Annotated in this window: 18 protein-coding genes and 2 pseudogenes; 10 read left to right on the top strand and 10 right to left on the bottom strand. The window is 69.3% G+C overall.

Translation table 11 applies throughout. From position 1 onward, the window contains the following. Positions 1-111 precede the first annotated feature (111 nt). Positions 112-1,851, bottom strand: a complete 1,740-nt coding sequence (locus tag NWFMUON74_RS19085) for a sensor histidine kinase (protein WP_232110438.1) — start codon at positions 1,849-1,851, stop codon at positions 112-114. Positions 1,852-2,183: 332 nt separating this feature from the next. Here NWFMUON74_RS19085 and NWFMUON74_RS19080 point away from each other — a divergent pair, with 332 nt between their 5' ends. The 3 genes from NWFMUON74_RS19080 to NWFMUON74_RS19070 are packed head-to-tail and all read left to right on the top strand — an operon-like array spanning position 2,184 to position 4,503. After that, on the top strand, positions 2,184-2,636 hold the full coding sequence (locus tag NWFMUON74_RS19080; RefSeq protein ID WP_187683225.1) for a hypothetical protein: 453 nt from the start codon (positions 2,184-2,186) through the stop codon (positions 2,634-2,636). After that, the gene (locus tag NWFMUON74_RS19075; RefSeq protein WP_187683224.1) at positions 2,633-3,538 is read left to right on the top strand and encodes a universal stress protein; all 906 of its coding nucleotides are present in this window, start codon (positions 2,633-2,635) and stop codon (positions 3,536-3,538) included. Before NWFMUON74_RS19080 ends, NWFMUON74_RS19075 begins: the two co-directional genes overlap by 4 nt. A 29-nt stretch (positions 3,539-3,567) precedes the next feature. Continuing rightward, positions 3,568-4,503, top strand: coding sequence for a universal stress protein (locus tag NWFMUON74_RS19070; RefSeq protein ID WP_187683223.1), 936 nt, complete (start codon positions 3,568-3,570; stop codon positions 4,501-4,503). A 63-nt stretch (positions 4,504-4,566) separates the two neighbouring features. Here the strand turns inward: NWFMUON74_RS19070 and NWFMUON74_RS36905 are convergent. From NWFMUON74_RS36905 to NWFMUON74_RS19060, 3 genes and pseudogenes are all read right to left on the bottom strand, one after another. Next, positions 4,567-4,806: pseudogene (locus NWFMUON74_RS36905) on the bottom strand (universal stress protein); the annotation flags it as partial. A 234-nt stretch (positions 4,807-5,040) separates the two neighbouring features. Then, a pseudogene (locus NWFMUON74_RS36900) lies at positions 5,041-5,241 on the bottom strand (universal stress protein); the annotation flags it as partial. Positions 5,242-5,253: 12 nt separating this feature from the next. Next, the gene (locus NWFMUON74_RS19060) at positions 5,254-5,493 is read right to left on the bottom strand and encodes a hypothetical protein (RefSeq protein ID WP_187683221.1); all 240 of its coding nucleotides are present in this window, start codon (positions 5,491-5,493) and stop codon (positions 5,254-5,256) included. 254 nt (positions 5,494-5,747) lie between these two features. Here NWFMUON74_RS19060 and NWFMUON74_RS19055 point away from each other — a divergent pair, with 254 nt between their 5' ends. The 5 genes from NWFMUON74_RS19055 (at position 5,748) to NWFMUON74_RS19035 (ending at position 13,851) form a co-directional block, all read left to right on the top strand. Continuing rightward, positions 5,748-6,572 carry a ribosome hibernation promotion factor gene (locus NWFMUON74_RS19055; RefSeq protein ID WP_187683220.1) on the top strand — a complete coding sequence of 275 codons (825 nt, stop codon included), beginning with the start codon at positions 5,748-5,750 and terminating at the stop codon, positions 6,570-6,572. Positions 6,573-6,660: 88 nt separating this feature from the next. Next, positions 6,661-7,575, top strand: coding sequence for an ABC transporter ATP-binding protein (locus tag NWFMUON74_RS19050; protein ID WP_187683219.1), 915 nt, complete (start codon positions 6,661-6,663; stop codon positions 7,573-7,575). Further along, the gene (locus NWFMUON74_RS19045; protein WP_232110437.1) at positions 7,572-9,194 is read left to right on the top strand and encodes an ABC transporter permease; all 1,623 of its coding nucleotides are present in this window, start codon (positions 7,572-7,574) and stop codon (positions 9,192-9,194) included. Before NWFMUON74_RS19050 ends, NWFMUON74_RS19045 begins: the two co-directional genes overlap by 4 nt. Before the next feature lie 125 nt (positions 9,195-9,319). Beyond that, positions 9,320-10,813, top strand: coding sequence for an AMP-binding protein (locus NWFMUON74_RS19040; protein WP_187683218.1), 1,494 nt, complete (start codon positions 9,320-9,322; stop codon positions 10,811-10,813). Between the two features lie 428 nt (positions 10,814-11,241). Beyond that, complete coding sequence (locus NWFMUON74_RS19035) at positions 11,242-13,851, top strand: cation-translocating P-type ATPase (protein WP_187683217.1); 2,610 nt, start codon at positions 11,242-11,244, stop codon at positions 13,849-13,851. A gap of 75 nt (positions 13,852-13,926) precedes the next feature. Here the strand turns inward: NWFMUON74_RS19035 and NWFMUON74_RS19030 are convergent, their stop codons facing one another. From NWFMUON74_RS19030 to NWFMUON74_RS19020, 3 genes are read right to left on the bottom strand one after another with little or no spacing between them, the layout of a single operon-like run. After that, positions 13,927-16,797 (bottom strand): alkaline phosphatase D family protein, encoded by a 2,871-nt coding sequence (locus tag NWFMUON74_RS19030; RefSeq protein WP_187683216.1) that lies wholly within the window; start codon positions 16,795-16,797, stop codon positions 13,927-13,929. Next, the gene (locus NWFMUON74_RS19025; RefSeq protein WP_187683215.1) at positions 16,778-19,102 is read right to left on the bottom strand and encodes a PEP/pyruvate-binding domain-containing protein; all 2,325 of its coding nucleotides are present in this window, start codon (positions 19,100-19,102) and stop codon (positions 16,778-16,780) included. The genes NWFMUON74_RS19030 and NWFMUON74_RS19025 overlap by 20 nt, the downstream gene beginning before the upstream one ends. Continuing rightward, positions 19,099-19,404 (bottom strand): hypothetical protein, encoded by a 306-nt coding sequence (locus NWFMUON74_RS19020; RefSeq protein ID WP_187683214.1) that lies wholly within the window; start codon positions 19,402-19,404, stop codon positions 19,099-19,101. The genes NWFMUON74_RS19025 and NWFMUON74_RS19020 overlap by 4 nt, the downstream gene beginning before the upstream one ends. Positions 19,405-19,968: 564 nt before the next feature. Between NWFMUON74_RS19020 and NWFMUON74_RS19015 the strand changes: the two genes are divergently transcribed. Further along, entirely contained in the window at positions 19,969-20,151 is a 183-nt protein-coding gene (locus NWFMUON74_RS19015; protein ID WP_187683213.1) for a hypothetical protein, read from the top strand. Then, positions 20,148-22,721 (top strand): cation-translocating P-type ATPase, encoded by a 2,574-nt coding sequence (locus NWFMUON74_RS19010; protein ID WP_187683212.1) that lies wholly within the window; start codon positions 20,148-20,150, stop codon positions 22,719-22,721. The genes NWFMUON74_RS19015 and NWFMUON74_RS19010 overlap by 4 nt, the downstream gene beginning before the upstream one ends. On the opposite strand, the gene NWFMUON74_RS19005 is transcribed toward NWFMUON74_RS19010, so the two are convergent. The 3 genes from NWFMUON74_RS19005 to ppsA form a co-directional block, all read right to left on the bottom strand. Further along, positions 22,722-23,372 carry a response regulator gene (locus tag NWFMUON74_RS19005; RefSeq protein WP_187689268.1) on the bottom strand — a complete coding sequence of 217 codons (651 nt, stop codon included), beginning with the start codon at positions 23,370-23,372 and terminating at the stop codon, positions 22,722-22,724. 101 nt (positions 23,373-23,473) lie between these two features. After that, positions 23,474-23,890, bottom strand: coding sequence for a pyridoxamine 5'-phosphate oxidase family protein (locus NWFMUON74_RS19000; protein ID WP_232110436.1), 417 nt, complete (start codon positions 23,888-23,890; stop codon positions 23,474-23,476). A gap of 244 nt (positions 23,891-24,134) precedes the next feature. Then, positions 24,135-26,495 (bottom strand): phosphoenolpyruvate synthase, encoded by a 2,361-nt coding sequence (gene ppsA / locus NWFMUON74_RS18995; protein WP_187683210.1) that lies wholly within the window; start codon positions 26,493-26,495, stop codon positions 24,135-24,137. Between the last annotated feature and the right edge of the window lie 109 nt (positions 26,496-26,604).

The raw sequence follows: 26,604 nt of genomic DNA, 5'->3' as shown, positions 1-26,604 counted from the left end.
CACGCAGCTCGGGAGTCGCATCGACAAAGCGATACGCGGTGAGCCAGACGTGCATGTTGCCGATGAGCAGGGATTGCGGGTGGTCGGGGTGGACCTCGGGCGTGCGATGGTTCAGGTCAGTGGTGCGCTCCAGCAGACGCGGGTGCCGGTGCCGGTTTCCGGTGGTGACACCTGGAATTGCCCTCCGGCGGCTGTGGCGCGGTCGGCGAGGTTGGTGAGTCCGCTGGGGGTGATGTCGGCGGGGATGCCGTGGCCGTCGTCCTCGATGAGGAGGGTGAGGTCGTCGGCGACGGTGACGTGGACGGTGACGGTGGTGGCGCCGGAGTGGCGCACGGCGTTGGTGACGGCTTCGCGGACGACGGCTTCGGCGTGGTCGGCGAGGGTGTGGTCGATGACGGACAGCGGTCCGGATATTTGCAGTTGGCCGGTGATTCCGGCGGCGTCGGTGGGTTGGTGGAGGGCGTCGTCGATGCGTTGGCGCAGGCGGGTGGTGCGGTGATCGCCGCCGTGGAGGTCGAAGATGGAGGTACGGATTTCCTGGATGACCTGGTGGAGGTCGTCGACCATGCTGGTGAGTCGTTGCCGCACTTCGGGGTTGTGGGCGCGGGCGAGGGTGCTTTGTGCGGTGAGGCCGATGGAGAAGAGTCGTTGGATGACGTGGTCGTGGAGGTCGCGGGCGATGCGGTCGCGGTCGGAGAGTACGTCGAGTTCCCGCATGCGCTGCTGGGTGTCGGCCAGTTGCATGGCGAGGGCGGCGTGGTCGGCGAACGCGGCGGCGAGTTCGACGGTCTGGTCATCGAAGGGCGGCGCCCCGGGCTCACGCAGTGTGAGCAGCACGCCGAGCGCGGTGTCGGGTGTGGACAGCGGCAGTACGAGCGCAGGACCGCCCTCGGGCAGCGGGTCGCCGAGTGCGGCGTCATGACCATCGCCGAGACATACCGGCTGACGTCGCAGGAACGCGTCACCGACCGCCGTCCCGGCCAGCGCCAGACCACGCCCCTCCGGCGCCACATCGTTGCCGGCGCGTTGAGTCACCATCAGATGGGTCAGTTCCTCGACGGGGATGTCCGGATCGTCGGGCACCGCCAGAATCGCGCTCTGGGAGATGGTGAGGGTGCGGGCGTGTTCGACGACTTGGCTCAGGACTTCGTCGGGGTCGGTGCCGGCGAGGAATTCGGTGGCGATGTCGCGGGTGGCGGCGATCCATGATTGGCGTGCCTGGGTGCCCTGGTAGAGGCGGGCGTTGTCGATGGCGACGCCGGCGGCGGCGGCCAGTGCTTGGACGATCACCTCGTCGTCCTCGGTGAACGGTTGTCCGCCCGCTTTCTCGGTGAGGTAGAGATTGCCGAAGATCTCGTCGCGGATGCGGACCGGTACGCCGAGGAACGAGTTCATCGGTGGGTGGTTCGGTGGGAATCCGACCGAGGACGGGTGTTGGGCGAGGTTGGCCAGCCGGATCGGTTTGGGCTGGTTGAACAGCAGCCCCAGTACCCCGCGCCCGCGGGGCAGATCGCCGATCAACGCCCGGGCTTGCTCGTCGATGCCTTCGTTGATGAACTGCTCCAGCTCATCACCGTGACCACGCACGCCCAGCGCCCCGTAACGGGCCTCCACCAACGAGCACGCGGTCTGCACGATCGTGCGCAGAGTACGGTCCAAGTCCAAGCCCGCGGTGACCGACAGCATCGCCTCGACCAGCCCGTCCATCCGGTCGCGGGTGTCGATGACCTGCTCGATGCGGTCCCGGACCTCCGACAGCAGTTCCCGCACACCCAGCTGCGACAAGGTCTCCCGCACCGAATACGAGCCGACATCGCCACCAGCACCGTGTGGGGGTAATTCCGATTGCACGATCGCCCTCCTAGCTACCGGACACACCCGCGGTACCCGACACAGCCATCACGTCATCGATCCTAGTGCTCGGTGAGATCGGAAGTGCGCCTCGCTCGAAGCCCTCGCTCGAACGGCTGCCGCATTTTTCGTTTCCGGGACCGCTGTGACCGCGTGCATAGGCCGTGCTGTCGCAGCGGAAGGCGTGCGGGCCGAGGGGAATGAGGATCTGGTATTTCGGTGCCCCGTCGCAGTGACGTTCTGCCCTAGGTGCCTGTCTGCGGGTGCTTCAGGCTGATCGAGAGCAGACGGTGATCTGTTTCGCACCAACCGATCCAGGAGAGGGCCGGACCATGAAGCCACTGTCGGAATCGTTGATCGATCTCGCGGCTCGCGTCAAGCACATCGAAGAATCGTCCGCGGCGGCACGGGAGCGCAACCATGCCGCCCTGCAGTCGCGCCGTGCCGAGCTGGAAGCGGCGATCGAGCGTGAAGGCAAGGAGCTCGAGCAGACAGCGAGGGAGGTTCGGGAAGCGGCACACCGCTGGTGGCGCGAGACCAGAGGCTCGGTGGAGCACCAGCTCGACGTTCTGCACGCCGACCTTGCCCACGGGGAGGCCATGGACAAGGAGAAGCGCACGGAACGAGCGGCCCAGACCGCCGAGGACGCGGCGATGGCCGCGGTCATCCTGGCCCGCTATTGCGTGAATGCCGCGGAGTGGGCGGTCGTACGCGCCGGTCTGGCTCGTGGTGAAGCCGAGGCGCCGGTGGCGGACCGAGCCGGTAAGCCGAAGGTGACGCGATGACCGAGCAGATCGCGTCGCGAGCGCGGGATTCGGATCTGCCGATCGTGGCGGCGGTCGACGGGTCGGCGGTGTCGTATCACGCCGCGGCCTGGGCCGCCGTCGCCGCGGCGCTGCACGGCTGCCGGTTGCATCTGGTCACCTCGGCCGCCCTGCAGACCGGCTACGGCCCCGCACCGCTGCTGACCGACAAGGACATCGAGCTACTGCGCCGGGACGGGGAACGGGTGCTGACCGAAGCGAAACGCATCGCGCGCGGTGCGTCATCCGGTGACGCGCCGCAGATCAGCACGGAGGTGGTGTTCGATCCGGTCATTCCGCACCTGATCGTGACCTCGCGCGAGACCCGCATGCTTGTGGTCGGCAGCCGTGGCCTGGGAGCGGTGCGGCGGGGTCTGCTGGGATCGGTCGGTTCCGCTCTGGTTCGGCATGCGCACTGCCCGGTGGCCGTGGTGCACTCGATGTCGGCGACCGATACGGTCTCGATCGGCAAACCGGTGCTGGTCGGTGTGGATGGCACCCGCAACAGCGAACCGGCCGTCGCGTTGGCCTTCGAGGAGGCGTCCCGGCGCAAGGTCGGCCTGGTCGCGTTGCACGCCTGGAGCGATTCGACCGGTCCGGTCGTGGTGTCGGGGGGCTGGGAACGCGAGGCGGGAGAGGCCGTGCTCGCCGAGAGCCTCGCCGGGTGGAGTGAGCGGTATCCGGATGTCGCGGTGCGGCGGGTGCTGGTGCGGGACCGGCCGGTCCGGGCGTTGCTGAGCGAGGCCGAGAATGCGCAATTGGTCGTCGTCGGCAGTCACGGGCGAGGTGGATTCACCGGCATGCTGCTCGGCTCCACCAGCGCTGCGCTGGTGCAGTCGGTGGAATGCCCGATCGTCGTCGTCCGCGAACGCACCCTGACGTGAGCGCCTGCGGGCGGGCCACGCTCATGTGTATGTCTTCGAACGCCCAGTGCGGCATCCGATTACGTCGACATGGACCGATCGTGGTGGGAATCGACGGCTCCGACGCTGCCGTCACCGCGGCGGTGTGGGCTGCGCGAGCCGCCCGGACGAACCATGCTCGACTTCGCCTGATCCACGCATTTCCGAGTATCGACAAGCCCGCATTCCGATACGGCGGCGTGCGGCATCGGAGGGCGCTCGCCATGCTCGATGCCGCACGGCGAGCGGTCGTCGCCGAGTATCGGTCCGGTGGTGACAATCCGGAGATCGAAACCGCGATCCTGGCCGGGCATCCCGGTTCAGTGCTGATCGAGCGTTCCCATACTGCGGGTTCGCTCGTTGTCGGAGCCACCGGTGCGGGATTTCTTTCTCATGCGCTGCTGGGATCGACGACGTTCGCGCTGATTCGAGACGCTCGCTGCCCCGTCGTGGTGGTCCGCGGCAACGCCGCGGCGCGAGGGCCGGTGCTCGTTCCGGTCACTTCCGTGTCGGCATGCGGCTCCACGATCGGCACGGCGTTCCGGGAGGCAGCCGATCGCGGCACCGACGTGCTGATAGCCGATATCTGGCAGGGACGGCCGCGGCACGTCGCGAATCACCCCGGACATTCCGGTCCGAACGGTGTGGTCGCGCGCTGCCGGGCGGAATTCCCGTCCGTCGCAGTCGGATCGGTGACCGTCGGTCCATTGACCGTCGAGACGGTCGACCAGCTCACCGCGAGTGCCCAGCTGGTCGTGGTGGGTCACGGGCGAGCCGATCACCGCACCACCGGACTCGGCAATCTCGAGCATGGGCTGCTGCAGCACGCACACTGCCCGGTGCTGGTGCTGCCCGGATCGGTTACCACGCCGGACCGCGTACGCGGCCACCTTCCTGTCGGCGGAGCCCAGCCCGCGGAGAACCCAGCATCGGCTCGTGGTTGTTGATCGAGCGAGCGTACGTCGGTGCGGATCCCGTCGCGGGTAGACGGGATCTGTGCCCGCGGACTCCTACTTCGCCGGGTGGACGACCATTACGGGGCAGTGGGCGTGTTGTACCAGGAAATTCGACGTAGAGCCGAGCAGCAGACCGCGAACGCCGCCTCGCCCGCGGCTGCCGACCACGAGCAGCTGTGCCGAGTTCGACCAGCGCAGCAAATCCGCCTTCGGCTCGGCCGGTGCGACCTGGCGCCGCACGGGGACCTGCGGATACTTCTCTTGCCAGCCCGCCAGCCGTTCGGCGAGGGACACTCGTTCGCCGGTCTCGATCTCGTACCCCGGAAACAGGACGTACGGGTCGCCGGGGAACCGACCGCCCATCGCCACCAGATACGCGGTCGCACTGTGGCGCAACAGCAGTTTCGCCGGGCTATCGAGTGAAATCTCGGTCGCGACACCGACCTCGGGACGGGTCTCCCGGACTCGCTGTTCGGCGCGCCGCACCAGTATGGCACCGTGTGTGCGGACGGCGTCCTGTATGGCGGGCATCCACATTTCGTGGCGACCGAAGACCTCGCGCATGCCGCCGAAGCTCAGACCGTGCACGATCCGCAGCTCCCGCTCGCGTTGCGCGGCGAGGTCGGCCGCCCATGCCACCGCGGCATCCGCCCCTGCCGAACCGTCTACCCCGACCACGATCGGCGCGATCGCCGGCTGGCGCGGGTCGTCACCGTATTCGCGAGCCATCACCGGGTCCTCTCACCGAATTGCCAGTGCACCCCTGGGCACCGGATGCGCGGCGGACGCGACAGTGTGCGCATGGCTGTCGAGGGTGTCGAGCAGTCGCTGTCTGGCCAGGCGCTCGCCGAGTTCGGGAATCGCGCTGCGGGGGACACCCGCCAGGTCATCGATACACCCGCGGATCACCTCTACCACCGCCGGGCGGGAAAACCGGCCAGCGAATTCTGCGTAGAGTCGATCGGCGGTCTGCTCGATCACGGATTCTTCGCGCGGTATCGGTTTGCGTTGCGCGAGTCGAACATCGGTCACGAACGCACAGCTTGCCGAACGGATGCTCCCGGCAGCAGGGCCGAGTGGCCCCTGTCCGCGGTGACTACAGACCGCACGTGTGCGGAAGGGGTCCTCGGGCCTGCCACGCGAGCACCGTTGTCGGGTGACGCGGACGAACGATCTGTACCGCGGTGACCTATTGCCCTCTCGGGAGATGCGGGACCGGTGGCACCGTCCTGTGTATGCAGAACAGTGTCTCGCCGGCGCAGCCGGCCCTGCGGGTCTCGGTCGGTCGTAGCGTTTCCGGCGCCGGGACGGAGTACGCGCGCGAGAAGATCGGCCGCGCGCTGAGTTACGCACCGGAACCGGTGCTGTCCGCGCGAGTGCGGCTGACCGGGCATGGTGATCCCGCGCTCGCGGGTTCTGTTGTGGCTCAAGCGAATGTGAGCATCGCCGGTCGTCCGGTACGGGTGCAGGTCACCGGCGAGAGCACTCGAGAGGCCGTCGATCTGCTGCAGGCGCGGTTGAAGTCGCGGCTGGCCCGGTTGTCGCGGCACTGGGAAGCGGTGCGCGGTGGACGATTCGCGGGGCAGGGCCACGAATGGCGGCACGGCGGCGCTGCGCGGCAGGCGTTGCCCTACTTCCCGCGGCCGGTCGAGGAGCGTCGTGTCGTGCGGCACAAGTCGTACGCGCTGGCGCGCGAGACCGTCGATGAGGCGGTGCTCGACATAGAGCTCATGGATTACGACTTCCAGTTGTTCACCGAGTCGGCCAGCGGCGTGGACAGCGTGTTGTATCGCGACGATGCCGTCGGCTATCGCCTCGCGCAGGTACATCCGCGTCCGGACACAGTGGTCCGGGGCCTGTCCGCGGTGTCGATCAGCCTGCATCCGGCTCCCGAGCTGAGCGTTGCGGAGGCGATCGGGCGGCTGGAACTCACCGGATGGAGTTTCGTCTTCTTCCGGGACTGTGACCTCGGTCGTGGCTGCGTGCTCTACCACCGCTATGACGGCCACTACGGACTCATCACCCCGTCCGATTCCGGCCCCGGCACGACCGCTCCGTAACGACTCGTGCAGACGTGACTCGCGAGCTTGCCCGGTGGCACGTGGCGCTCGACAACCCTTCGCGCCGAACGATTTCGAGGAGACTGACATGACTGACACGGCGATTTCTGTCGCGGGACTCACGAAGGTGTTCGGCCGGACCAAGGCTCTCGACGGGTTGGATCTGACCGTGCGCACCGGCGAGGTCCATGGCTTTCTCGGTCCCAACGGTGCGGGAAAGACCACCACGATCCGGGTACTGCTGGGAATGCTGCGGTCGGATGCGGGCTCGGTGCGGGTGCTCGGCGGCGACCCGTGGCTCGACGCGGTCGAGCTGCACGCGCGTCTGGCCTACATTCCCGGCGAGGTGGCGCTGTGGCCCGGCATCACCGGTGGTGAGGTCATCGACCTGCTGGGCAGGCTGCGCGGTGGTGTGAATCCGCGTCGCCGTGCCGAGCTGCTGGAACGGTTCGATCTCGATCCGCGTCAGAAGGCGCGCGCATATTCGAAAGGGAACCGGCAGAAGGTCGCGCTCGTCGCGGCGCTGGCCACGGACGTGGAATTACTGCTGCTCGACGAGCCGACGGTCGGGCTCGACCCGCTGATGGAGGCGGAGTTCCAGCGCTGCATCCAGGAAACGGCGCACGAGGGGCGGACGGTGTTGCTGTCCAGTCACATTCTCGCCGAGGTCGAGGCGTTGTGCGAGCGGGTGAGCATCATCCGGCACGGGCATACCGTCGAGTCCGGCTCGCTCACGGAGCTCCGCCACCTCACCCGGACCACCGTGACGGTGGAAACCGTTCGTCCCGCCTCGAACCTGAAAGCGCTGGCGGGTGTGCACGATCTGGTTCAAGACGGCACCCACGCCCGGTTCGATGTCGAGAGTTCGGCGCTGGACGCGGTACTGCGGGCGGTGACCGAGTGCGGGGTACGAAACCTCACCAGCACTCCGCCCACGCTCGAGGACATCTTCCTGCGTCACTACGGCGCGCAGACGGTGTCGGTCACGGGGGAGGCGTCATGATCATGCCTACCGCTGAGGTGCGAGGCGGGTTGCGGGACAACACCGCCGGTGCCGGCACACTGTTGCGCTTCGCGGTCCGTCGCGAACGGTTCGCCCTGCCGTGGTGGCTGCTGGGAACGGGATTGCTGCTCGGGTTCCAGTCTGTCAGCAGTCAGGACCTCTACGACACGCCGCAACGGCTGGCTCGCTTGCGCGAGACGATGACGGGCAATGCCGCGGCCGTCGCGCTGGGCGGGCCGACACGGCTGCTGAACACCCTCGGCGGGGAGGTGCTGTTCGAGATCTTCGCCTATCTGGCCATCGTGGCCGCGCTGATGAACATGTTTCTCATCGGCAGGCATACCCGCACCGACGAGGAGACCGGACGACTTGAACTGATCCGATCGGCGCGGGTCGGGCGGCGGGCTCCGGCGGTGGCGGCACTCGCACTGGCCGGGATCGCCGACGCCGCGGCGGCGCTGGTGGTCTTCGGCACGGCCGTGGGCACGGGCCTGCCGGTGGGCGGGTCGGCGCTCCTCGCGGCATCGGTTGCGGGAGTGGGGTTCACGTTCGCGGCGTTGACCACTGTGGCCGCGCAGGTCTTCGAGAACCCACGCAGCGTCTACGGTGCCGTCGGGCTGGCGCTCGCCGCGGCGTACGTGCTGCGCGCTGTCGGAGACGTTGGCGGCGGCGCCCCATCGTGGGTTTCGCCGATCGGATGGGGCCAGCGCACGTACCCCTACGTCGATGATCGCTGGTGGCCGCTGCTGTTGTTCATCGTCGCGAGTGCTGTACTCGTGGTGGTCGCTTTCGCTCTGCTGGACCGGCGGGACTTCGGCGCGGGTCTGCTGGGCTACCGCACCGGCAGGGCGACCGCGTCGTGGGCGCTCGGTTCCCCACTCGGACTGGCATGGCGACTGCACCGCGGAGCGCTGGCGGGCTGGGCGATCGGTGTCTTCGCCCTCGGTGCGGCGTATGGTTCCTTCGCCGACAGTATCGAGGACTATGTGGCCGAGAACCCCGAACTCGCGCAGTATCTGCTGGGCGGGGCCGAGGAAGCGGTGGATTCCTATCTGGCTCTGACGCTTTCGCTGTCGGGAGTGCTCGCCGCGGCGTACGGGATCACCAGCGTCCTGCGTGCGCGAGCCGAGGAGACCGCGGGCCGTGCCGAACCCGTGCTCGCCGCTCCGGTCGGTCGGACCACGTGGCTGGCAAGCCATGTGGTTATCGCCCTGCTGGGCAGCGCGGCGGTTCTGGTGGTCGGCGGGTTCGGTGAAGGCTTGTCGCACGCGCTCACGGTGGGAGACGCCGGACAACTGGCCCGTCTGACCGGCGCCGCCGTGGTCCATCTGCCGGCCGTATGGCTCGTGATCGCCGTCGCGGTCCTCGGGTTGGGCTGGTTCCCCATGGCGGTCGCTCCGGTGGCGTGGACGGCATTCGCGTACTGCGTGGTCGCGGTGCTGTTCGCGGACTCGTTCGACCTGCCCGGATGGTTCGACGACGCCTCACCCTTCGCGCGGACACCGCGCGTCCCGCTGGCGGACCCGACGGCCGCACCGATCCTCGTGCTCCTGGTGATCGCAGCGCTGGGTATCGCCGGCGGATTCGCGGGCCTGCGCCGACGTGACCTCGGGTACTGAGCCCTGGCGTACCGGGAGCCGCAACGGAGGTCCCCGCGAGGATGGACTTTCCGCTCTGCCGGCCGTCGCCGGGCACGCCGTTGACTGAAGAGAACAACCACGATTTCACGCGATCCGGAGACGAGATGAGCACAGTGGGCAACTACGGCACCGGGCAGACGCGCTGGGAGCCGATCGACAAGTCCCCGGCGGAACGAGCAGCGGCCAACCTGACCGATTATCGCCTGGCTTGCCGCGAATTCTCCTGGCAGGCAGCACGACTGGACTTGGCCGGGCTTCCGGGCGGCGGCGTGAACATCGCCTATGAGGCGGTCGACCGGCACCTCGACGAGCCAGGGGCGCCCGCGCCGTCGCTACGGTGGCTGTCGGCCGCGGGCGGGTGCACGACCTTGGGCTGCGAAGACCTGGTTGCCCTGAGCAACCGATTCGCCAACGTGTTGCGCGAACTCGGTGTGCGCCGCGGGGAACGGGTGTGCACGCTACTCGGCCGAACCCCGGACCTGTATGTCGCGGCGCTCGGCGCGTGGAAGGCCGGATGCGTGGTGTCGCCGCTGTTCGCGGCATTCGGTCCCGAGCCGGTGCGGCAGCGGCTCGCGCTCGCCGGGGCGACGACGCTGGTCACGACCGCCTCGTTCTACGAGCGCAAGGTCGCTCCGATCCGGGACGAATTGCCACTGTTGCGGCACGTCCTGGTCACGGACGCGGGACCGAGCCCAGCCGGCGGGATCGAGTTGCCCGCGGCGATGTCCGCGGCCGAATCCGAATTCACCATCGTCCGAACCGATTTCGAAGATCCGGCGCTGCTGCATTTCACCAGTGGCACGACCGGGACACCGAAGGGCGCGGTGCACGTGCACGGTGCGATCGTCGCGCATCGGGCCACCGCCCGTTATGCCCTGGACCTGCGCGCTGGCGACGTATTCTGGTGTACCGCCGATCCCGGCTGGGTGACCGGCATGTCGTACGGGGTGATCGCGCCGCTGAGTCTGGGTGCCACCGTGATCAGCGACGAGGCGGAGTTCGACGCGCGCCGCTGGTACGACATCCTCACCGCCGAACGGGTTTCGGTCTGGTACACAGCGCCGACCGCGCTGCGCATGCTGATGCGCTACGGCGACCGACTGCCCACCGGGACGGACCTGTCGTGCCTGCGGTTCGTCGCCAGTGTCGGTGAACCGCTCAATCCGGAGGTGGTGGATTGGGGTTATGAGGTCTTGGGCCATCCGGTGCACGACAACTGGTGGCAGACCGAGACCGGGGCGATCATGATCGCCAATCTCGCCGCCGAACAGGTGCGGCCGGGGTCGATGGGACAGCCGCTGCCCGGCATCGAGACCACCGTGCTGCGGCGTGGTCACGACGGTCGCGCCGAGGTCACCGACGGACAGGTGACCGTGGCCGAGATCGGTGAGGTGGGCGAGCTGGCGGTGCGCGCCGGCTGGCCGTCGATGTTCCGCGGGTACTGGCACGAACCCGCCCGCTATGCTCGGTGTTTCGCCGACGGTTGGTACCTCAGCGGTGACCTGGCCCGCCGCGACCGCGACGGCTACTACTGGTTCGTCGGCCGGGCCGACGACGTGATCAAGTCCGCGGGACATCTCGCCGGGCCGTTCGCGTAGCCGCCTGTCGCCTCGCGGATCGGTGGCCTCGGCCATCGGCTCGTTTCGCTCGGCCCGTCTGCCTCGTCTCGATCGCGCGGCGAGGGATGCCCTGCCGGTGCGGCGAGCACACTCGGCAGGGCATCCCTCGTTCCTATTTGCCGCGAGAGCCGATGTAGGTGCTGGCGATGGCGGTGATGGCGATGAGCAGTGCGATCAATACGGCGGCGGTGGGCCAGTTCACGGTGTTTCCCCTGTCGTCGAAGGCGTGATCCGCCTCGTGTGATTCCAGAGTGGGTGCGATGCCACCGTCCGCGACAGGGTCGATCGTCCCCGGTCGGATGAGTTGTTTCGCGACCAACCAGCCTACTGCGTGCCGACTTTGGTCCCTGTGCCCGACCGCTACGTCTCGGAATGCTCGAAGTGGGAATCCGGCAGGAGGAGGTGCCATGGTGAACGCGGTTCCGGGCCGGGAGTGCCCAGCCATATCCGACGAGCCCATCGTGACCGGACGCGCGGCCGGATTGACATCGGCCGAGGCCGCGGCGCGGCTTGCTCGCGACGGCGAGAACGTGTTACCTCGACGACGACCCGTCCGGGTATGGCAGCGTGTGCTGACCCAGCTGCGTGATCCGCTGATCATCGTGCTGCTGGTGGCGGTTGTGCTGACCGTGATCACCGGGGACTGGACCGACATGTCGGTGATCCTGTTGGTGATCGTGGTGAACACCGCCGTGGGGGTCGGGCAGGAAATTCGTGCCGAGCGTGCTATCACGGCGTTGTCCCAGCTGGCCGCGCCGAGCGCGCGGGTGGTACGCGACGGGCAGCAGCAGGAGATACCCGCCGCCGGTGTGGTCGTCGGCGACCTGCTGGTCCTCGCGGAAGGCGACATCGTGGCGGCCGACGCTGCCTTGCTGGAGGCGGCCGGGCTGACCGTGGACGAGTCGGCCTTGACGGGCGAGTCGGTGCCGGTGGACAAGTCGGCGACCGCCGAGAATCTGGTCTCGGCGGGAACGGTCGTGGTCAGGGGGCGTGGCCGGGCGGTGGTGTCCGCGACCGGGACGGCGAGCGCCACCGGACAGATCGCGCGACTGATGACCCGGCACGCCGACCGGACACCGTTGCAGCGCAGGCTGGCCGGGGTCGGACGGGTACTGGCCGGCGTCACGGTCGCGCTGTGCGGCGTGGTTCTCGCGCTGGGCCTGGTCCGGGAGCAACCGGTCGAACTCATGCTCGTCACCGCGATCAGCCTCGCGGTCGCCGCGGTCCCCGAGTCGCTGCCGGCCGTGGTCACCCTGGGTCTCGCGCTGGGGGCTCGCCGGATGGCGGAGCGTCACGCCTTGATTCGCGAGCTGCCCGCCGTCGAGACACTCGGCTCGGTGACAGTGCTCGCCACCGACAAGACCGGCACGCTCACCGAGGGCCGCATGGTGGTGCGGAAGATCTGGACGCCGACGGTCGAAGCCGCCGTCACCGGAACCGGCTACGGACCGCAGGGTGAACTGGCGGTCGACGGCCGGCCGTTGCGGCAACCGGCCCTGCCCGCGGTGACCGACCTGATGGCGGCGGCGGCATTGTGTAACGACGCGCGGCTGCGGCCGCCCATGACAGCCGAGGACAGCTGGAGTGCGCTGGGCGACCCGACAGAGGCCGCGTTGCTGGCGGCGGCCGCCAAAGCCGGCATGGATCGGCACGAACTGCATGGGCGGCTGCCACGGGTCGCCGAACGCCCGTTCGACAGCGACCGCAAACGTATGAGTACCGTGCACCGCCTGCCCGATGGCTACCTGGTGGTCTGCAAAGGAGCCCCGGAGGCCGTATTGAATCCGGCTGTCCTCAGCGATGATCCGACGCTGGTGCGCCGTGCCGCCGATCGCGCCGACCGGTACGCCCGCGACGGGTACCGTGTTCTGGCCGTGGCGTCGCGCAACCGATCCTCGGCGCCGCCCGCCGCCGAGGACCCCGAGCACGGTCTTCACCTGCTCGGTCTGCTCGCGATCCACGACCCGCCCCGGGCCGCGGCTGTCGCAACGATCGCCGCGTGCCGTCGCGCCGGGATTCGGCCGGTCCTCATCACCGGCGACCATCCGGGCACCGCGCACGCGATCGCGACCGAGCTGGGGATCATCGCGTCCGGTGAACCGGTGATCGACTGCCGCGACACCACCGCGGATCTTGCCGAGGGGACCGTGTACGCCCGCGCCACACCGGCGCAGAAGGTGGACATCATCGAGGCGCTGCACGCCGGCGGCGAGATCGTGGCGATGACCGGTGACGGGGTGAACGACGGTCCCGCGCTGCGCCGCGCCGACATCGGGGTCGCGATGGGCCGGCGTGGCACCGAGGTCGCGCGGCAGGCCGCGGATCTCGTCCTGGCCGACGATAATCTCGATACCGTTGTGGCGGCGGTCGAGGAAGGCCGCCGCGTCTACGACAATATCCGCCGCTTCCTGATCTACGGCCTGTCCGGTGGTGCCGCGGAGATCGCCGTGATGATGCTCGGGCCGTTCCTCGGGCTGGCGTTGCCACTGTTGCCGGCGCAGATTCTCTGGATCAACCTGCTGACGCACGGTGTTCCCGGTGTGGCGCTCGGCGGCGAACCGGTGGAACCCGGATCGATGCGGCGTCCTCCCCGGCCGCCGGCGCAGAGCATTCTCGGGGCGGGCCTGTGGCAGCGGGTGCCGCGGATCGCGGTGGTGCTCACCGCGGTCACCCTCGGTGTCGCGGTCTGGGCTCAGCACACCGACCGGCCCTGGCAGACCATGGCGTTCTTCGCCTTGGGCGCAACGCAACTCGGCGTCGCACTGGGTTCGCGCTCGCGTCCACGGACGCTGGCCAACCCGATGCTGCTTGTCGCGGTGGGCGTCGCGTTCGCGCTGCAGCTGGCCGGAGTGTACTTCCCGCCGCTGCGGCAACTGCTGGGAACCGAGCCCCTCGGACTCGTGGACCTGCTCATCGTGAGCGCAGTGGCGGTGCTGGGCTTCGTAGCGGTGCGCGCGGACCGCATGATTCACCCGGCACGCGAAACGGTGCTCGGCCGGGACCAGCCCCCTCGGTGAACGCTCCGGCCGAGTCGGCACGGCCTTCGGCGTAAGAGCCACGATCCGTGGGTCGTCGCCATCTCGGCCAAGCTCTCAGCGGGGAGCGCCGGGCACGCGGAACGTGTGATGGGTCAGTTGCTCGCCATCCCAGCGTCGTCCGGCGAGGTCGGCGGTGACGTGTGTGCCGTCGTCGGTGATGCCGAGCACGCCGTACTGACCGCCGCCGGGGAACGTTCCCTCGCTGTACGGTCCGCCTTTCACGCTGCCGGGCCGGTCGAGCGCGGCGGCTTGGAGCAGAGGGAATCCGGCCCCGCCCGAGCCGGAGTAGTTCGTGTTCGTGCCGTTGTCGATCGCGACCATGTGGGCATCTCCGCTGACCATCACGAGGTTGCGGATGCCGGCGCTGGTGATGGCGTCGGCGATGCGTTTCCGCTCGTCGGCGTGGCCGGGCCAGCCGTCGGCGCCGGGCCGTGCCGCGCCGATCCACGGCACCGAGTTGCCCCAGACCACGAGCGCGTGGCTGCGGGCGGCGCGGGTGAGCTCTTCGATCAGCCAGCGTTCCTGCTCGGCGCCGAGCAGGGTGGAGTCGGTGGCCTCCGAGCGGCCGTCGGTGAGTATGAACCGTACCCGGCCGATCGTGAACGCCTGGTTGATGGTTCCGCCGGTGGTGGCGTACGGGTAGTGGGGGGCCGTGGTGCCGAAGGCGTCCCGGACCGCGGCACGGCCGGGTGAGGTGGCACCGGCGTCGTTGGGTCCGTAGTCGTGGTCGTCCCAGACGTAGGCGATCGGCGTGCTGCGGTAGAACGCGGCTTGACCGGGCTGTGTCAGCAGGCGGTCGTAGGCTTCGAAGAAGGGTGTGCGGGACGTACTTTCGATGTTGGCGTAGTGCAGATCGCCGAGCGCGAGATGTATCAGGCTGTGCTCGCCGGTCAACGCGTCGAACACGGCGCCGTTGGATCCGACACGGGCGCAGGCGCCGATGGTCACGCGGAACGACATGGGCCCGGCGGCGGGTGTGGCGAAGCGGCCGGTACCGCGGGAGGTGTCGGCGGTGCCGTCGACCAGAACGGTGTAGCGGTACTCGGTGGCCGGTCGCAGTCCGGTCACCTCGAGTCGCGCGATGCGGTGCTCCCCCGCCGCGACCGGAAGCGAGGTCGTGGTCACCGATCCGTCGGCGGCCTCGACTCGCAGCGCGGCGTCGCGGTGTCCGGCGGCGAGCCGTGTGTTGACAGTGATGCCGTCGTGACGCAGCGCGCCGGACCACACCCATTCGACACGGTCCACTGCCAGGGCGGGTGCCGAGCTGCCGGGATGCGTGGGCCCGAAATAGGCGGCATAGACCCGGTTGGCACCGACCCACGCGGTGCCGAGCAGCAGCAGGGTGATCACTGCCAGCACCACGAGTTCCACTGCGGTCCGGCGATGCTGCCAGCTCAGCCACAGCAGCACCGCGGGCACCATCGCCCCGGTCGTCAGCGCCATCGCGTAGATCGGCTGGTACTCGATCGCGGCGAAAATTCCCAAACCGGTTGCGGCCAAGGCGATCAATACCGCGCCGACGGCCTCCCAACGCCATGAGATCAGCGCGCCGATCGAGACGACACCGGCCAGGGCCAGCTGCACCGGTGTCTCGATGCGAGAACCGAAAACGAAGCCCTCCCCGTTCGCCGGTACTCCGACGGCGAACGTCAGCACCGCCAGGGTCACGGCCACGGCTGCGGCGGACAGGTGGGCCAATACACGCACCGTCTGTGCCGCGGACATGGACAAGGGAATGATGCCGCGCGGCGGGTGTTCGTGGTGGGCGACCGGCGACCAGGGGCAGCCGCGGCAGGCGACGTGTGACTGCGGCACGTCGATCACCCAGCGGGCCCCGAGGACCAGCGCCAGTCCGATGCCCGCGCCGCCGAGCACGTCGGTCGGCCAGTGCAGGCCGTCGGCGACGCGGCCGATCGCGGCGCCCGCGGCGATGACACCGAACACGAGAGTCAGGGGCACGGCGATCCGGCGCCGGTTCGCGAGGGTGGCCACGGCCAGGGGCACCAGGCCGGCGATGACGACGGCCTGAACGATATGCCCGCTCGGATAGGAGTCGAGCCCACCGGACAGCGGCCCACCGGGCGGACGGGGGCGCTCGATGAGAGGTCGCAGGGCGACACTGGCGAGCAAACCGAAGCCCGTGGCGGCGGCGTAGGATACTGCCAGCGCTCGGCAGCGCATGGCCGCGAGCCCGACGACCACCACCAGTGCCACAACGGTCTCCGTGCGGAATGCCGCGTCGGTGATCGAAGACAGCAGCGGAATCGATGCCTCGCCGAGCCAATCGGCGGCGCGGCGGTCGAACCCGTCGACCACGTGCGGTGACGCCGCGACCACCAGAGACAGCAAGGCCGCACCGGCCGTGGCGGCCATGAATCCGGCACCGAGCTTCCATGACGGCCTGCCGAGCCATTCCTGCCCGTCCACCGGCCGTGTGGTCAGCAGCGAGCCGGTGAGGACCCGGGTGAGCGCCGCGGGCGGTGCGGGGTAGCGGACGAACACGATCGCGGCCACCACACCGTAATAGGTGGCGAGCAGCACGGTGGACGAGGCGATAACGAGCAGCCAGGCGATATCGGCGACATAGCCCCGTTCCTGAAAGTAGTTCGCGACCGACCCGATCGCCACATACACCGCGCCGCCACACAGCGTCAGCGCGATCAACAGATATACCGGTCGAGGTCGCAGGCCACGCCGGGCCGGCGTCTCGGCACCCCGATCACCGGCGACAGTCCGGGCGACGGCGTGACCACAGATGGCGGCGCGCTTCGCCCGCGACGCCTCGCCACTGCTGCGCACGAGTTCACGCAGCTCGCTGGCCAGCCAGAACAGCAGGCCCACACTCATGATCGCGGGCACGAAGATGTGCAGACGGTCGACGCCGAACAATTCGGCTTCACGACGGTCAGGGGCGCGGTGCGACATCGGCTTCCTCTTCCTCGAGAACCGTCACGGCGCCGGTGTCGCCGTCGACATCCACGAGCCGTCCGTCCAGTGCGGCTGCGGCGCCGGGGAGGTTGAACACGGCCGGAACACCGAATTCACGAGCCAGGATGGCCGCGTGCGACAGCGGCCCGCCCTGTTCGATCACCATGGCGCCGCACCGCATCAGCAGCGGCGCCCAAGATGGGTCGGTCGTCACCGCCAGGAGTACCTCATCGGGGCGCAGCGGTTGTCCGGGATCGGTGAGGTGCCGCGCGACACCCCGGAAGCGTCCCGCTCCGGCGGCCCAGCCGGTCATCCGCTGCCCCGACGGTGCGGCCGCGCGAGTGGCTTGCGGAACGCCGGTGAAGCGCTGCGGCAACGGGTCTCGCTGTTCGTGGCGGCGCAACCAGCGGCGGCGGCGCGCCAGCTCGGCGCGCGCGGGGGCGAAGTCATCGCGCAGAGCCGTGCGAAGTTCGCGCACTGTGAGCAATTCGACGTCGAGCAGGTCCGCGGTGACACCGCGATCGGCCAACCACGCACCGATTTCCAGGTGGATTCGGCGAATCTCCCCGCCCAGCAAGAGAATCGCCTGTTTCGCCGCTTCACGGCGTGCCAGCTGTGCGGCCGCCTCGCCGGTGAGCCGTTCGACACGCCGCTGCGTCAGCCATCGCCCGATAGCGGTACTCGGCCGTCGCGGTCCGGCTTCGACGGCCTCGCGGATCTGGTCGAGCACGGTCCGGTGATCGGTGACGACGGAAGTCTCGGGCGGATCGATACCGAGCTCCAGCCAGGTCGGCCCGGCCGGAATCGCCGCGCTGGCACGGCGATTCGGCACGAGCGCCGTGTCCGGGACGGCCGCGGCGGCGGCGAGCCGCTGGGCCTGCGGCTCCGGCAGGTAGCGGGCGAGCAAAACCTGGAGTCCGGCGTGGATCGCACCGGCGTCCGCGGCGACGGTGACCTCTGCCGTCATGGCCCGCACGAGCAGATCGATCAGTGCGCAGTGGTAGCGCAGGAGCTCCGAGCTGGGCAGGCCGGTGAGATCTCGGGCGGCGGAGTCGATGTCGGCGGCCGCCTGGATCGCCACGTCGGCGTCGAACCGGGCGTGCCGACGAGCGCGCAGGGCACGGCGGCGATGGCGGAGCCGCTCCAGACGTCCGATCGAACCGGACGGTGGTGCGGCGGCGAGGGAATTGTCCAGAGCGGCGCGGCCGTCGACCCTGACGAGTAACCGGCGCCGGGAGTCCTCGAGGCAGGGGAGCGAGCCGAGTGCGCCGAACATGCCACGCAGGGCTTCTTCGACGGCATACGAGCAGATGTCCCACCGCAGCGGTCCGAGCACCCCCGGCAGCATCTCGGCGATCCCCGTCGTGGTGAACTCACGGTGGGCAAGCAGGCCCACAGGCGTGTCGAGCGGATCGGGCGCGGTGGCGGTGACGGTGATCGGGCGTGCCTGCACGATCCACAGCCGCTCGCCGTCCCAGGCCCATTCGACGTCCTGCGCGCAGCCCGTGCGTCGGGCGATGTCCTGCGCGAGGGTGACGAGCGAGGCGAGTTCGGGTGCTGCTGCCTGCGAGGGCAGGGCACCGTCTCGTACCAGTGTGACCTGTGGTGTCCGCTTGCCGGATACCAGTACGTCGGCGAGCCCGGCGACGGTCTCGATCCGCATGGTGCCGGGGGAGCCCGTGGGGTCTTGGGTGAACAGCACGCCACTGCGTAGCGCGGGCACCATCGGCATCATCAGGGCGGCCATCGCCGCGTCGTCGGCGGCGACCCCCAGCGCCCGTCGATACGCACGGGGCGCCGGATGGTGCAGTGAGGCGAAGACCGTGAGCACTGCCCGCTCGACGGCGGCGGGGTCGGTGGCTTCGACGTCCAGTACGGACACGTACTGCCCGGCGAACGACGAAGTATCCATGTCCTCGACCGTTGCGGAGGACCGGATCGCGACGGCCAGCCCGTTCCCCACCCGCGCGGCGGCGGTGTAGACCTGTTCGGCGATATCCGCGGGTAATCCGTCGCGATGAAACGCGTCGTCGATCTCTTCCGCGTCGATGTCGTCCCCGTCTGCCAACCGGGCGAGCACGGCGGTGACGGTCGGCCCGCGGGCGACGAGCCGGTAGGCGGCGGCGGTGACGGCCGCCGCCGCGGGCACCGGAAAGTGCCAGCCGATCAGCCTGTCCAGTGCGGCTGCCTTGCCACCGATCAGAGTCGCGGGTGCGCCGGCGCCGTCGAGGAGGTGAACGGCCGGTTCGTCGTGTGCGCCCGACCGGCCGGCCTCGGCGAGTGCGCGCGTGGTTTCGGTCATGCGTGCGGTTCCTGGTCGGTCATTCCGGCGCGATAGGCGGCTATCGCCCGGTCTGCGACGCGATCGGGCGGCTCCCCGGCGGCCGCCGCACGCAGAGCCAGCCAGTGCGCCAGGTCAGGGCGCAGGGTGAGGACACGACGGCCGCCGGGCAGGCCCGAGGCCGCGGCCACCGCGAGGGCCATGATCACGCCGAACACGGCGACGAGATCCCAAGTGCGTGCTGTCGCCGCATCGATGATGCCGATGCCGGCCGCCAGTACGACGAGCGTCAGCAGCCAACTCGAGCGCCGGGTCGTGCTCATTTCGCGAACCCCCGGGGCCATTCGATATCCGCCATGTCCGTTCTCCTACCTCCCTATGCCGCCCCGACGCGGTCTGCCTAGATTCGATCAGCAACTCCGAGCGCGCTGTAGAGACAGCGGTCCTGGTGATCGCGGGTCCTTGGGCATCGCCGCGCCCGACCTGCGGCTCCGGTTCCAGCCGAGTCCGGTGTGTGCTCAGCCTTTCCGATGCAGTCGGTCTCGCCATCGGGCGGTACGTATCGGGACCGGCTCTCTGAGACACCGGTGATGCTGCGGGTGCGATTCGGAAGGAGTTCCAAGGCCCGGCATTCGGGGGACTTCCGGCTCTCGGCGTGGCGATTACGGGTGGCGAATGATCAGAGGTACTCCGTAGCCGAGATCCAGGATTCGCGACCTCGGCTCGGCTGCGGTGACGGAACCGGTACGGGGCGACAGCGTCGTCGTCCGAGTGGTCCTGCCATCCCGATGCTGTGGTGGTGTGACGACGAATTCGTACGCGGAATCGATCGACTACTTGTACAGCCCGTGATCACTCGCCCGATGCGATGGAAGGAATCCGGATGTATGGGTACAGCGGCGGTGTTGATTCTGGTGGTCGCGGGTGTGGTGGTGGCCGCGCTGCTCTGTCTGGGAGCGGTCTGGACGGCGGTGCGTTGGACGCGTCGCCGGCCGCTGCCGTATGCGACGGGCACCGCGCCCTCGGCCGGTGAGGCAGGTCGCATGAGTGTGAAGACGCGATACCCATGACGGCAACCGGTCTGGCGTCCGGTTTCCGGGGGCTCACCGCCGCCGAAGCCGCTTCCCGACTGCGGCGGGACGGGCCGAACGCGTTGCCGGTCAGGCGTCAGATGCCGGCGTGGCGGCGCTTCACCGCGGAAATGGTCCACTTCTTCGCCCTGTTGTTCTGGGTGGCCGGTGCGTTGGCGTTCATAGCCGGTATGCCGCAATTGGGTCTCGCGGTGTTCGCGGTGGTGGTACTCAATGCGGCGTTCGCGTTCGCGCAGGAGCAGCGAGCCGAGCATGCCGCCGAGCGGCTGCGAACCCTGCTCCCGCGTCAGGTGACCGTTCTCCGCGACGGTGCCGCGCAGCGGATACCGGCAGAACGAATGGTCGTCGGCGACGTGGTGCTCCTGACGGAAGGTGATCGGATCTCGGCGGATCTGCGGCTGGACGAGGTGCGGGCGCTGGCCGTGGATACAGCGGCGTTGACCGGCGAGAGCGTGCCGGGGCACCCGACGTCCGGCGAACCGGTGTTCGCCGGGTGTTTCGTCGTCGAAGGGGAAGCTCGCGCCACCGTGACGGCCACCGGTAGCGACACTCGGCTGGCCGGAATCGCGAAACTCACTCAGGCGCAACGGTCGGTGCGCACGCCCCTGCGACGAGAGCTGGACCGGATCTCGCGCATCATCGCGGTCGTCGCAGTCGTGATCGGTGGCGTGTTCTTCTCGGCGGCGCTGCTGCTGGGCACTCCGGCCGCCGACGGGTTCCTGTTCGCGGTCGGTGTCACGGTCGCGGTGGTGCCCTGCGGGTTGTTGCCGACCGTGACGTTGTCGCTGGCGATGGGCGCGCAGCGGATGGCGGACCGCCGTGCCTTGGTGCGGCACCTCGAAGCCGTGGAGACGCTCGGCTCCACGACCTTCATCTGCACCGACAAGACGGGCACCCTCACGCGCAACGAGATGTCGGTCGTGGAGGTCTGGATGCCCGGCGGCGTCGCCACCGTGGACGGGACCGGGTATCGACCCGAAGGTCGGGTGGCATACGCGCCGGCGACGTGTTCGGCGGCGGTACGGAAACTCGCGTGGGCGGCCCGCCGGTGTTCGTCGGGCCGTGCGGTCCAGCGAGACGGCCGGTGGGTCGCGCAGGGCGACCCGATGGAAGCGGCGCTGGACGCGTTCGCCCACCGCGCGGGCGCCGCGGAGGAAACCGGCGCCGACCCCGAACTCGCCCGTTTCCCCTTCGACCCGCGCCGGCGTCGGATGTCGGTCGTGGTGGGCGACCGGGTGCTGGTGAAGGGCGCCCCCGATGCGGTTCTCCCTCGGTGTGCCCCGGATGCGGAGGCGGCCGACGCGGTGCATCGGCTGGCGGCGCGTGGCTTCCGTGTGCTCGCTGTCGCCGCAGGCTCGGTCGCGGGCCGGATCCCCGACTCGGCAGACGAGGCGGAGCGGGAATTGGCCCTTCTCGGTTTGGTGGCGCTCGAGGATCCGCCACGGCCCGGGGTCACCGCAGCGATCCAGGCGTGCCGTCGTGCCGGTATCCGGGTGGCCATGATCACCGGTGACCACCCGGTGACCGCACGGGCCATCGCTCGGGAGGTAGGGCTGAGCGAGCTCGGGGGGCCGGTTTTCACCGGAAGCGACCTGCCCGCCGGGCCGGCCGAGTTGGGGGAGGCGCTGGATCGGGACGGCGTCGTGGTGGCCCGGGTGACTCCGGAGGACAAGCTCCGGATCGCGCAGGCGCTGCAAGCGCGCGGTCATGTGCTCGCGATGACCGGTGACGGCGTCAACGACGCACCGGCGCTCCGCGAGGCGGCCATCGGTGTCGCGATGGGGCTCTCGGGTACCGATGTCGCCCGGGAGGCGGCGGATCTGGTGTTGCTCGACGATGATTTCGGGACCATCGTGGCGGCCGTGGAACAGGGTCGTGCCACGTTCGCCGATATTCGCCGGTTCCTCACCTATCACCTCACCGACAACGTCGCCGAGCTGGCGCCGTTCGTGGTCTGGGCGTTGTCGGGAGGTTCGTTCCCACTGGCCCTGGGCGTGTTGCAGGTGCTGGCTCTCGATATCGGTACCGATGTGTTGCCCGCGCTCGCGCTCGGCGCCGAGCCTCCGGCGCGCCATGTGCTGGATCGTCCCCCGGTGCGGGGGCACCTGCTGGACCGGCGGCTGTTCGCCCGAGCGTTCGGTGTCCTGGGGCCCGTCGAGGCGGTGATGGCCCTCGCCGCCTTCGTAGTCTCCCTGCTCGCTGTCGGGTGGCGGCCGGGCCAATCGTTCCCTGCTGGAACAGAACTCGCCGCGGCGTCGGGTGCGGCGTTCACCGCGGTGGTGTTCGGGCAGGTGGCGAACGCTTTCGCTTGTCGCAGCACGGTGCGCCCGGTGTGGCGGGTTCCGTTGCGGGCCAACCGTCTTCTGCTCGGTGCCGTGCTCGCGGAGCTCGGCATGCTCGCCGCATTCCTCTATATCCCCCCGCTCGCCGATCTGCTCGACCACGCGGCACCGAACGGCTGGGGATTCCTGGCGGCCGCCCTGGCCATGCCTGCTGTGCTGCTGGCCGACACGGCCTACAAGAGCCGCAGACTCCGCAGGTCCCGCTGATCAGCTTTTCGCGCCTGGCCGGCCGCGCAGTTCGGCCGCGTATACCGCCGCCTGGGTACGCCGTTCGAGTCCGAGTTTGCTCAGCAACCGTGAGACGTAATTCTTCACGGTCTTCTCCGCGAGGAACATGCGCTCACCGATCTCTCGGTTGGTCAGTCCTTCGGCGAGCAGATCGAGAATCTCGCGCTCCTTGGCGGTCAGCCCGGCCAGCGGATCATCGCGGTCCTCGATACGGCGGCGCAACTGCTGCATCAAGGCCGCGGCGGCGCGGTTGTCCAGCATCGACCGCCCGGCCCCGACCTCCTTCACCGCGCGCGCCAACTCCAGACCTTTGATGTCCTTCACGACGTATCCGCTGGCGCCGGCGAGGATCGCGTCGAGCATCGCCTGATCGTCGGTGAACGAGGTGAAGATCAAGCACCGCAGCTCGTCGAGCTGCGACAGCAGATCCCGGCACAGCTCGATACCGTTGCCGTCGGGCAACCGTACGTCGAGCACCGCGACGTTCGGCCGCAGCGCCGGGATTCGCGCCAGCGCCTCGCGCACGGAGCCCGCCTCGCCGATCACCGTCAACTCCGGATCGTCGTTCAGCAGGTCGACCAAGCCGCGACGCACGATCTCGTGATCATCGACGAGAAATACCTTGATCACCGGCACAGCCTCCTCGCACCGCGAAACCGATCACCACTCACGATAGCGGTCCGATACGCCTGACGCCGTAGGCGTTCGGTCCGCGGCCGGGTATCGGCACACTACGAAGCGATGGGACCGGCGTCGGTGTGCTGCGGGACCAGCCGGCGGCCGGTGACGAGGGTCGGTTCGATCGCGACCACGACATCGGCGACACCGTCGATCCATGGTCGCAGGGTCTTCTCGTAGTGGGCGACACGCTCCGGATCGGCAACCGGACGGGCCATGCCGGTGACCACGACCGACCAGCCGGTGCGCTCGATCGGATCGATGTCGTCGGCCTGGTAGGCCACGACGACGGCGGGCTCGGACCGGACCGTGTCGGTGAGGCGGGAGGTCAATCGGGTCCGGATGATGATGTTGCCGTCACCATCGACCTGGTGGTTCACCGTCCGGACGGCCGGCAGCGCGTCACGGGTGAACACGACGCGGCCGAAAGGCGAGCCGGCCAACAGGCGCATCGCGTCGGCGCGGTTCATTTCCACCATCCTTCGTGGCGAAGGATCCGCGCGCACGGGACTGTCGGACGCCGGAACCGGGTCCGCATCGGCCGAGGCGGGTTCGAACAACGCCACTGGACTCAACCTGCTTTCATATTTGCGAAATCAGCCTTCCTATTTCAGTGCAGCATCGATGGGATGTGCCCGACAGGGAAAAAGGTCACCTGACCGACTGGCGAACGCGAGGTCCCGCGCGGCGGATCGGCTGCGCGGGACCGTGTCGCTACCGACGTTCGCGCCCTGCTGCGGGCCCGCGATCCAGGGCCTGATCGAGCAGCATGCGGCGTTCCGCGGCGGCGACGGCGCGACGGGTGGCCGCGAGGGCGTCGGGGGTGACCGATACCGAGGTGATGCCCATGCGCACGAGGTGCTCGGCGAACTCGGGCCGGGTGGAGGGGGCCTGCCCGCACAGCGAGGAGGTGATGCCGAGGCGGCGGGCGGTGGTGACGATCCGGCGGATGGCATCGAGGACGGCCGGGTCGGATTCGTCGAACAGTTCGGCGCACTGCTCGGAGTCACGGTCGACGCCGAGCACGAGTTGGGTGAGGTCGTTGCTGCCGATGGACACGCCGTCGATTCCCGCTCGCACGTATTCGGGCAACCAGTACAGCACCGAGGGGACCTCGGCCATGACCCAGCGGTGCAGGCCGCGGTCACGGCCCAGGGGGGAGTCGTCCACCAGTTCGAGGCAGGCTTCGAGTTCCCAACGGGTCCGGACGAACGGAATCATCAAGTGCAGGTTGGAGGTTCGCTCTCGGACCCGGGCCAGGGCGGCGAGCTCGAGGCGGAACAGCTCGGGCTCGCGCACATACCGGTAGCAACCGCGATAACCGATCATCGGGTTGTGCTCGACGGGCTCGTAGCGGGAGCCGCCCTCGAGGTTGCGGAACTCGTTGCTGCGCAGGTCGGTGGCGCGGTAGATGACCGGGCGCGGCGCGAAGGCCGCGGCGATCCGGCGCAGGGAGCCGGCCATCTTCTCGATGAAGGCCCGTTCCTCGCCGTGGGCGATGAGGTCGCGGGGGTGGCGGCCGCCGAGTGCTTGCACGAGAAGAGTTTCCGCGCGCAGCAGTCCGACGCCGTCCGCGTCGGCCGCGGCGACGTGTTCGGCGATCTCCGGCATGGCGATGTTGACGTAGATGCGCGTGGCGGTCGGCTCGGCGAGTGCGGGCCGGATGGGGAGGCGCTCGCGTTCGGCGACGAGCAGGCTGCCGGCCGCGGGAACGAGCGCGACCTCCGTGGTGCCGGTCGGCTCGCTCGCGGTCCGGATCTGCCCCGCGGTGCCGTCGACGGTGATCCGCTGGCCGTCGTGCAGGCGGGTAGTGGCGGTGCGGGTGCCGACCACACACGGGACGCCGAGTTCCCGTGCGACGATGGCGGCGTGACAGGTCATTCCGCCGCTGTCGGTGACCAAGGCGGCGGCGCGCGAGATCGTCGGCAGCCAATCCGGATTCGTCATCGGCGCTACCAGCACCTCACCGTCGCGCAGCGTGGCGCCCTGCGCCGGTGAGGTCAGCACGCGGACGACGCCGGTCGCGTGCCCTGGTGCGGCGGCGAGGCCGTGCAGCAAGATGCCAGGGCCGGCCGTGACGGTGTCGGTCTGCGAGCCCGGGTGGTCGGGCAGCATGGTGATCGGCCGGGCCTGGACGAGCCACAGCTCGTCCTCGTCGAAGGCCCATTCGATGTCCTGCGGCGTGCCGCCGTAGTGTCGCTGCACGTCGAGCGCGAGGTCTGTCACCGCCAGCACCTGGTCGGTCGTCAGTACCGCGGTACGAGCGTCTGCGGTGGACACGTCGATGCGCCGGTCGCCGTCCGGCCCCGGCACGATGGCGAAGGCTTGCTGTCCGAGCCGGGACTCCACCAACTTCCTGGTCTTCGCATCCACGACGTACGTATCGGGCTCGGCCGAACCGGACACCACGACCTCGCCTTGGCCCCGCGCGGCATCGATGACGACGCGGTCGCGGCGGCCGGTGGCGGGGTCGGCGGTGAATGCCACACCGGCCTGCCGTGCGGCGACCATGCGCTGCACCACAACCGCCATCTCCGGCCGCTGATGCATGTGGCGGCGGGCACGGTAGGTGAGAACACGTGGCGTGAAAAGTGAAGCCCAGCAGGCGATCACCGCGTCGATGAGGGCGTCGTCGCCCCGAATGTTGGTACGTGAGAGGTTCATTCCCGCGAACGACGCCGTAGCGCTGTCCTCGCCGATGGCCGAAGAACGCACCGCTACCTGCGCATTGTCGCCGAGCCGGTGATATTCCGCGACGGTCGACTCTCGCACGCTCCGGCTGGGTTTGCTGTCGAGTACGAGCTCACGCATGCGTCGGCACAGGTCCTCGAGCCGCTGGACTCCGGGCGGCTCGTGGCTTTCGGTGGCTCGCAGTGCTTGTCGGTGTAGGTCATCGAGTTCCGGGCCGTGCGGTCCTTGTTCGACAACGGCCTGATACGCCGACCGGAGCAGAACGAAACCCGGCGGCACCGGCAGCCGGGCCGCCACCAGCTCACCGAGGTTCGCGCCCTTGCCGCCGGCACGATCGGCATCCGCCAGCCGCAGCTGTCCCAGGTCCGCCACGTACTCATCCATCGCGATTCCATTCCGTCGTCGAGTCTTGTGATGCCAGGGTCACGCGCGGCGGGTGCGGCGTACTACGGACGAAGGTCCCGCAGCGCGGCGTCGATCGGCCTGCGGTGGC

The sequence above is a fragment of the Nocardia wallacei genome (assembly GCF_014466955.1).
Lineage (GTDB): Bacteria > Actinomycetota > Actinomycetes > Mycobacteriales > Mycobacteriaceae > Nocardia > Nocardia wallacei.
Note: the sequence above shows the minus strand (reverse complement) of the source record. Positions and strands in the feature narration are given on the sequence as shown.

Coding starts and splice junctions, on each gene's coding strand:
- NWFMUON74_RS19080 (WP_187683225.1), top strand. CDS start 2,184: ATGAAGCCACTGTCGGAATCGTTGATCGATCTCGCGGCTCGCGTCAAG.
- NWFMUON74_RS19075 (WP_187683224.1), top strand. CDS start 2,633: ATGACCGAGCAGATCGCGTCGCGAGCGCGGGATTCGGATCTGCCGATC.
- NWFMUON74_RS19070 (WP_187683223.1), top strand. CDS start 3,568: ATGTCTTCGAACGCCCAGTGCGGCATCCGATTACGTCGACATGGACCG.
- NWFMUON74_RS19055 (WP_187683220.1), top strand. CDS start 5,748: ATGCAGAACAGTGTCTCGCCGGCGCAGCCGGCCCTGCGGGTCTCGGTC.
- NWFMUON74_RS19050 (WP_187683219.1), top strand. CDS start 6,661: ATGACTGACACGGCGATTTCTGTCGCGGGACTCACGAAGGTGTTCGGC.
- NWFMUON74_RS19045 (WP_232110437.1), top strand. CDS start 7,572: ATGATCATGCCTACCGCTGAGGTGCGAGGCGGGTTGCGGGACAACACC.
- NWFMUON74_RS19040 (WP_187683218.1), top strand. CDS start 9,320: ATGAGCACAGTGGGCAACTACGGCACCGGGCAGACGCGCTGGGAGCCG.
- NWFMUON74_RS19035 (WP_187683217.1), top strand. CDS start 11,242: ATGGTGAACGCGGTTCCGGGCCGGGAGTGCCCAGCCATATCCGACGAG.
- NWFMUON74_RS19030 (WP_187683216.1), bottom strand. CDS start 16,797: ATGTCGCACCGCGCCCCTGACCGTCGTGAAGCCGAATTGTTCGGCGTC.
- NWFMUON74_RS19025 (WP_187683215.1), bottom strand. CDS start 19,102: ATGACCGAAACCACGCGCGCACTCGCCGAGGCCGGCCGGTCGGGCGCA.
- NWFMUON74_RS19020 (WP_187683214.1), bottom strand. CDS start 19,404: ATGAGCACGACCCGGCGCTCGAGTTGGCTGCTGACGCTCGTCGTACTG.
- NWFMUON74_RS19015 (WP_187683213.1), top strand. CDS start 19,969: ATGGGTACAGCGGCGGTGTTGATTCTGGTGGTCGCGGGTGTGGTGGTG.
- NWFMUON74_RS19010 (WP_187683212.1), top strand. CDS start 20,148: ATGACGGCAACCGGTCTGGCGTCCGGTTTCCGGGGGCTCACCGCCGCC.
- NWFMUON74_RS19000 (WP_232110436.1), bottom strand. CDS start 23,890: ATGAACCGCGCCGACGCGATGCGCCTGTTGGCCGGCTCGCCTTTCGGC.
- ppsA (WP_187683210.1), bottom strand. CDS start 26,495: ATGGATGAGTACGTGGCGGACCTGGGACAGCTGCGGCTGGCGGATGCC.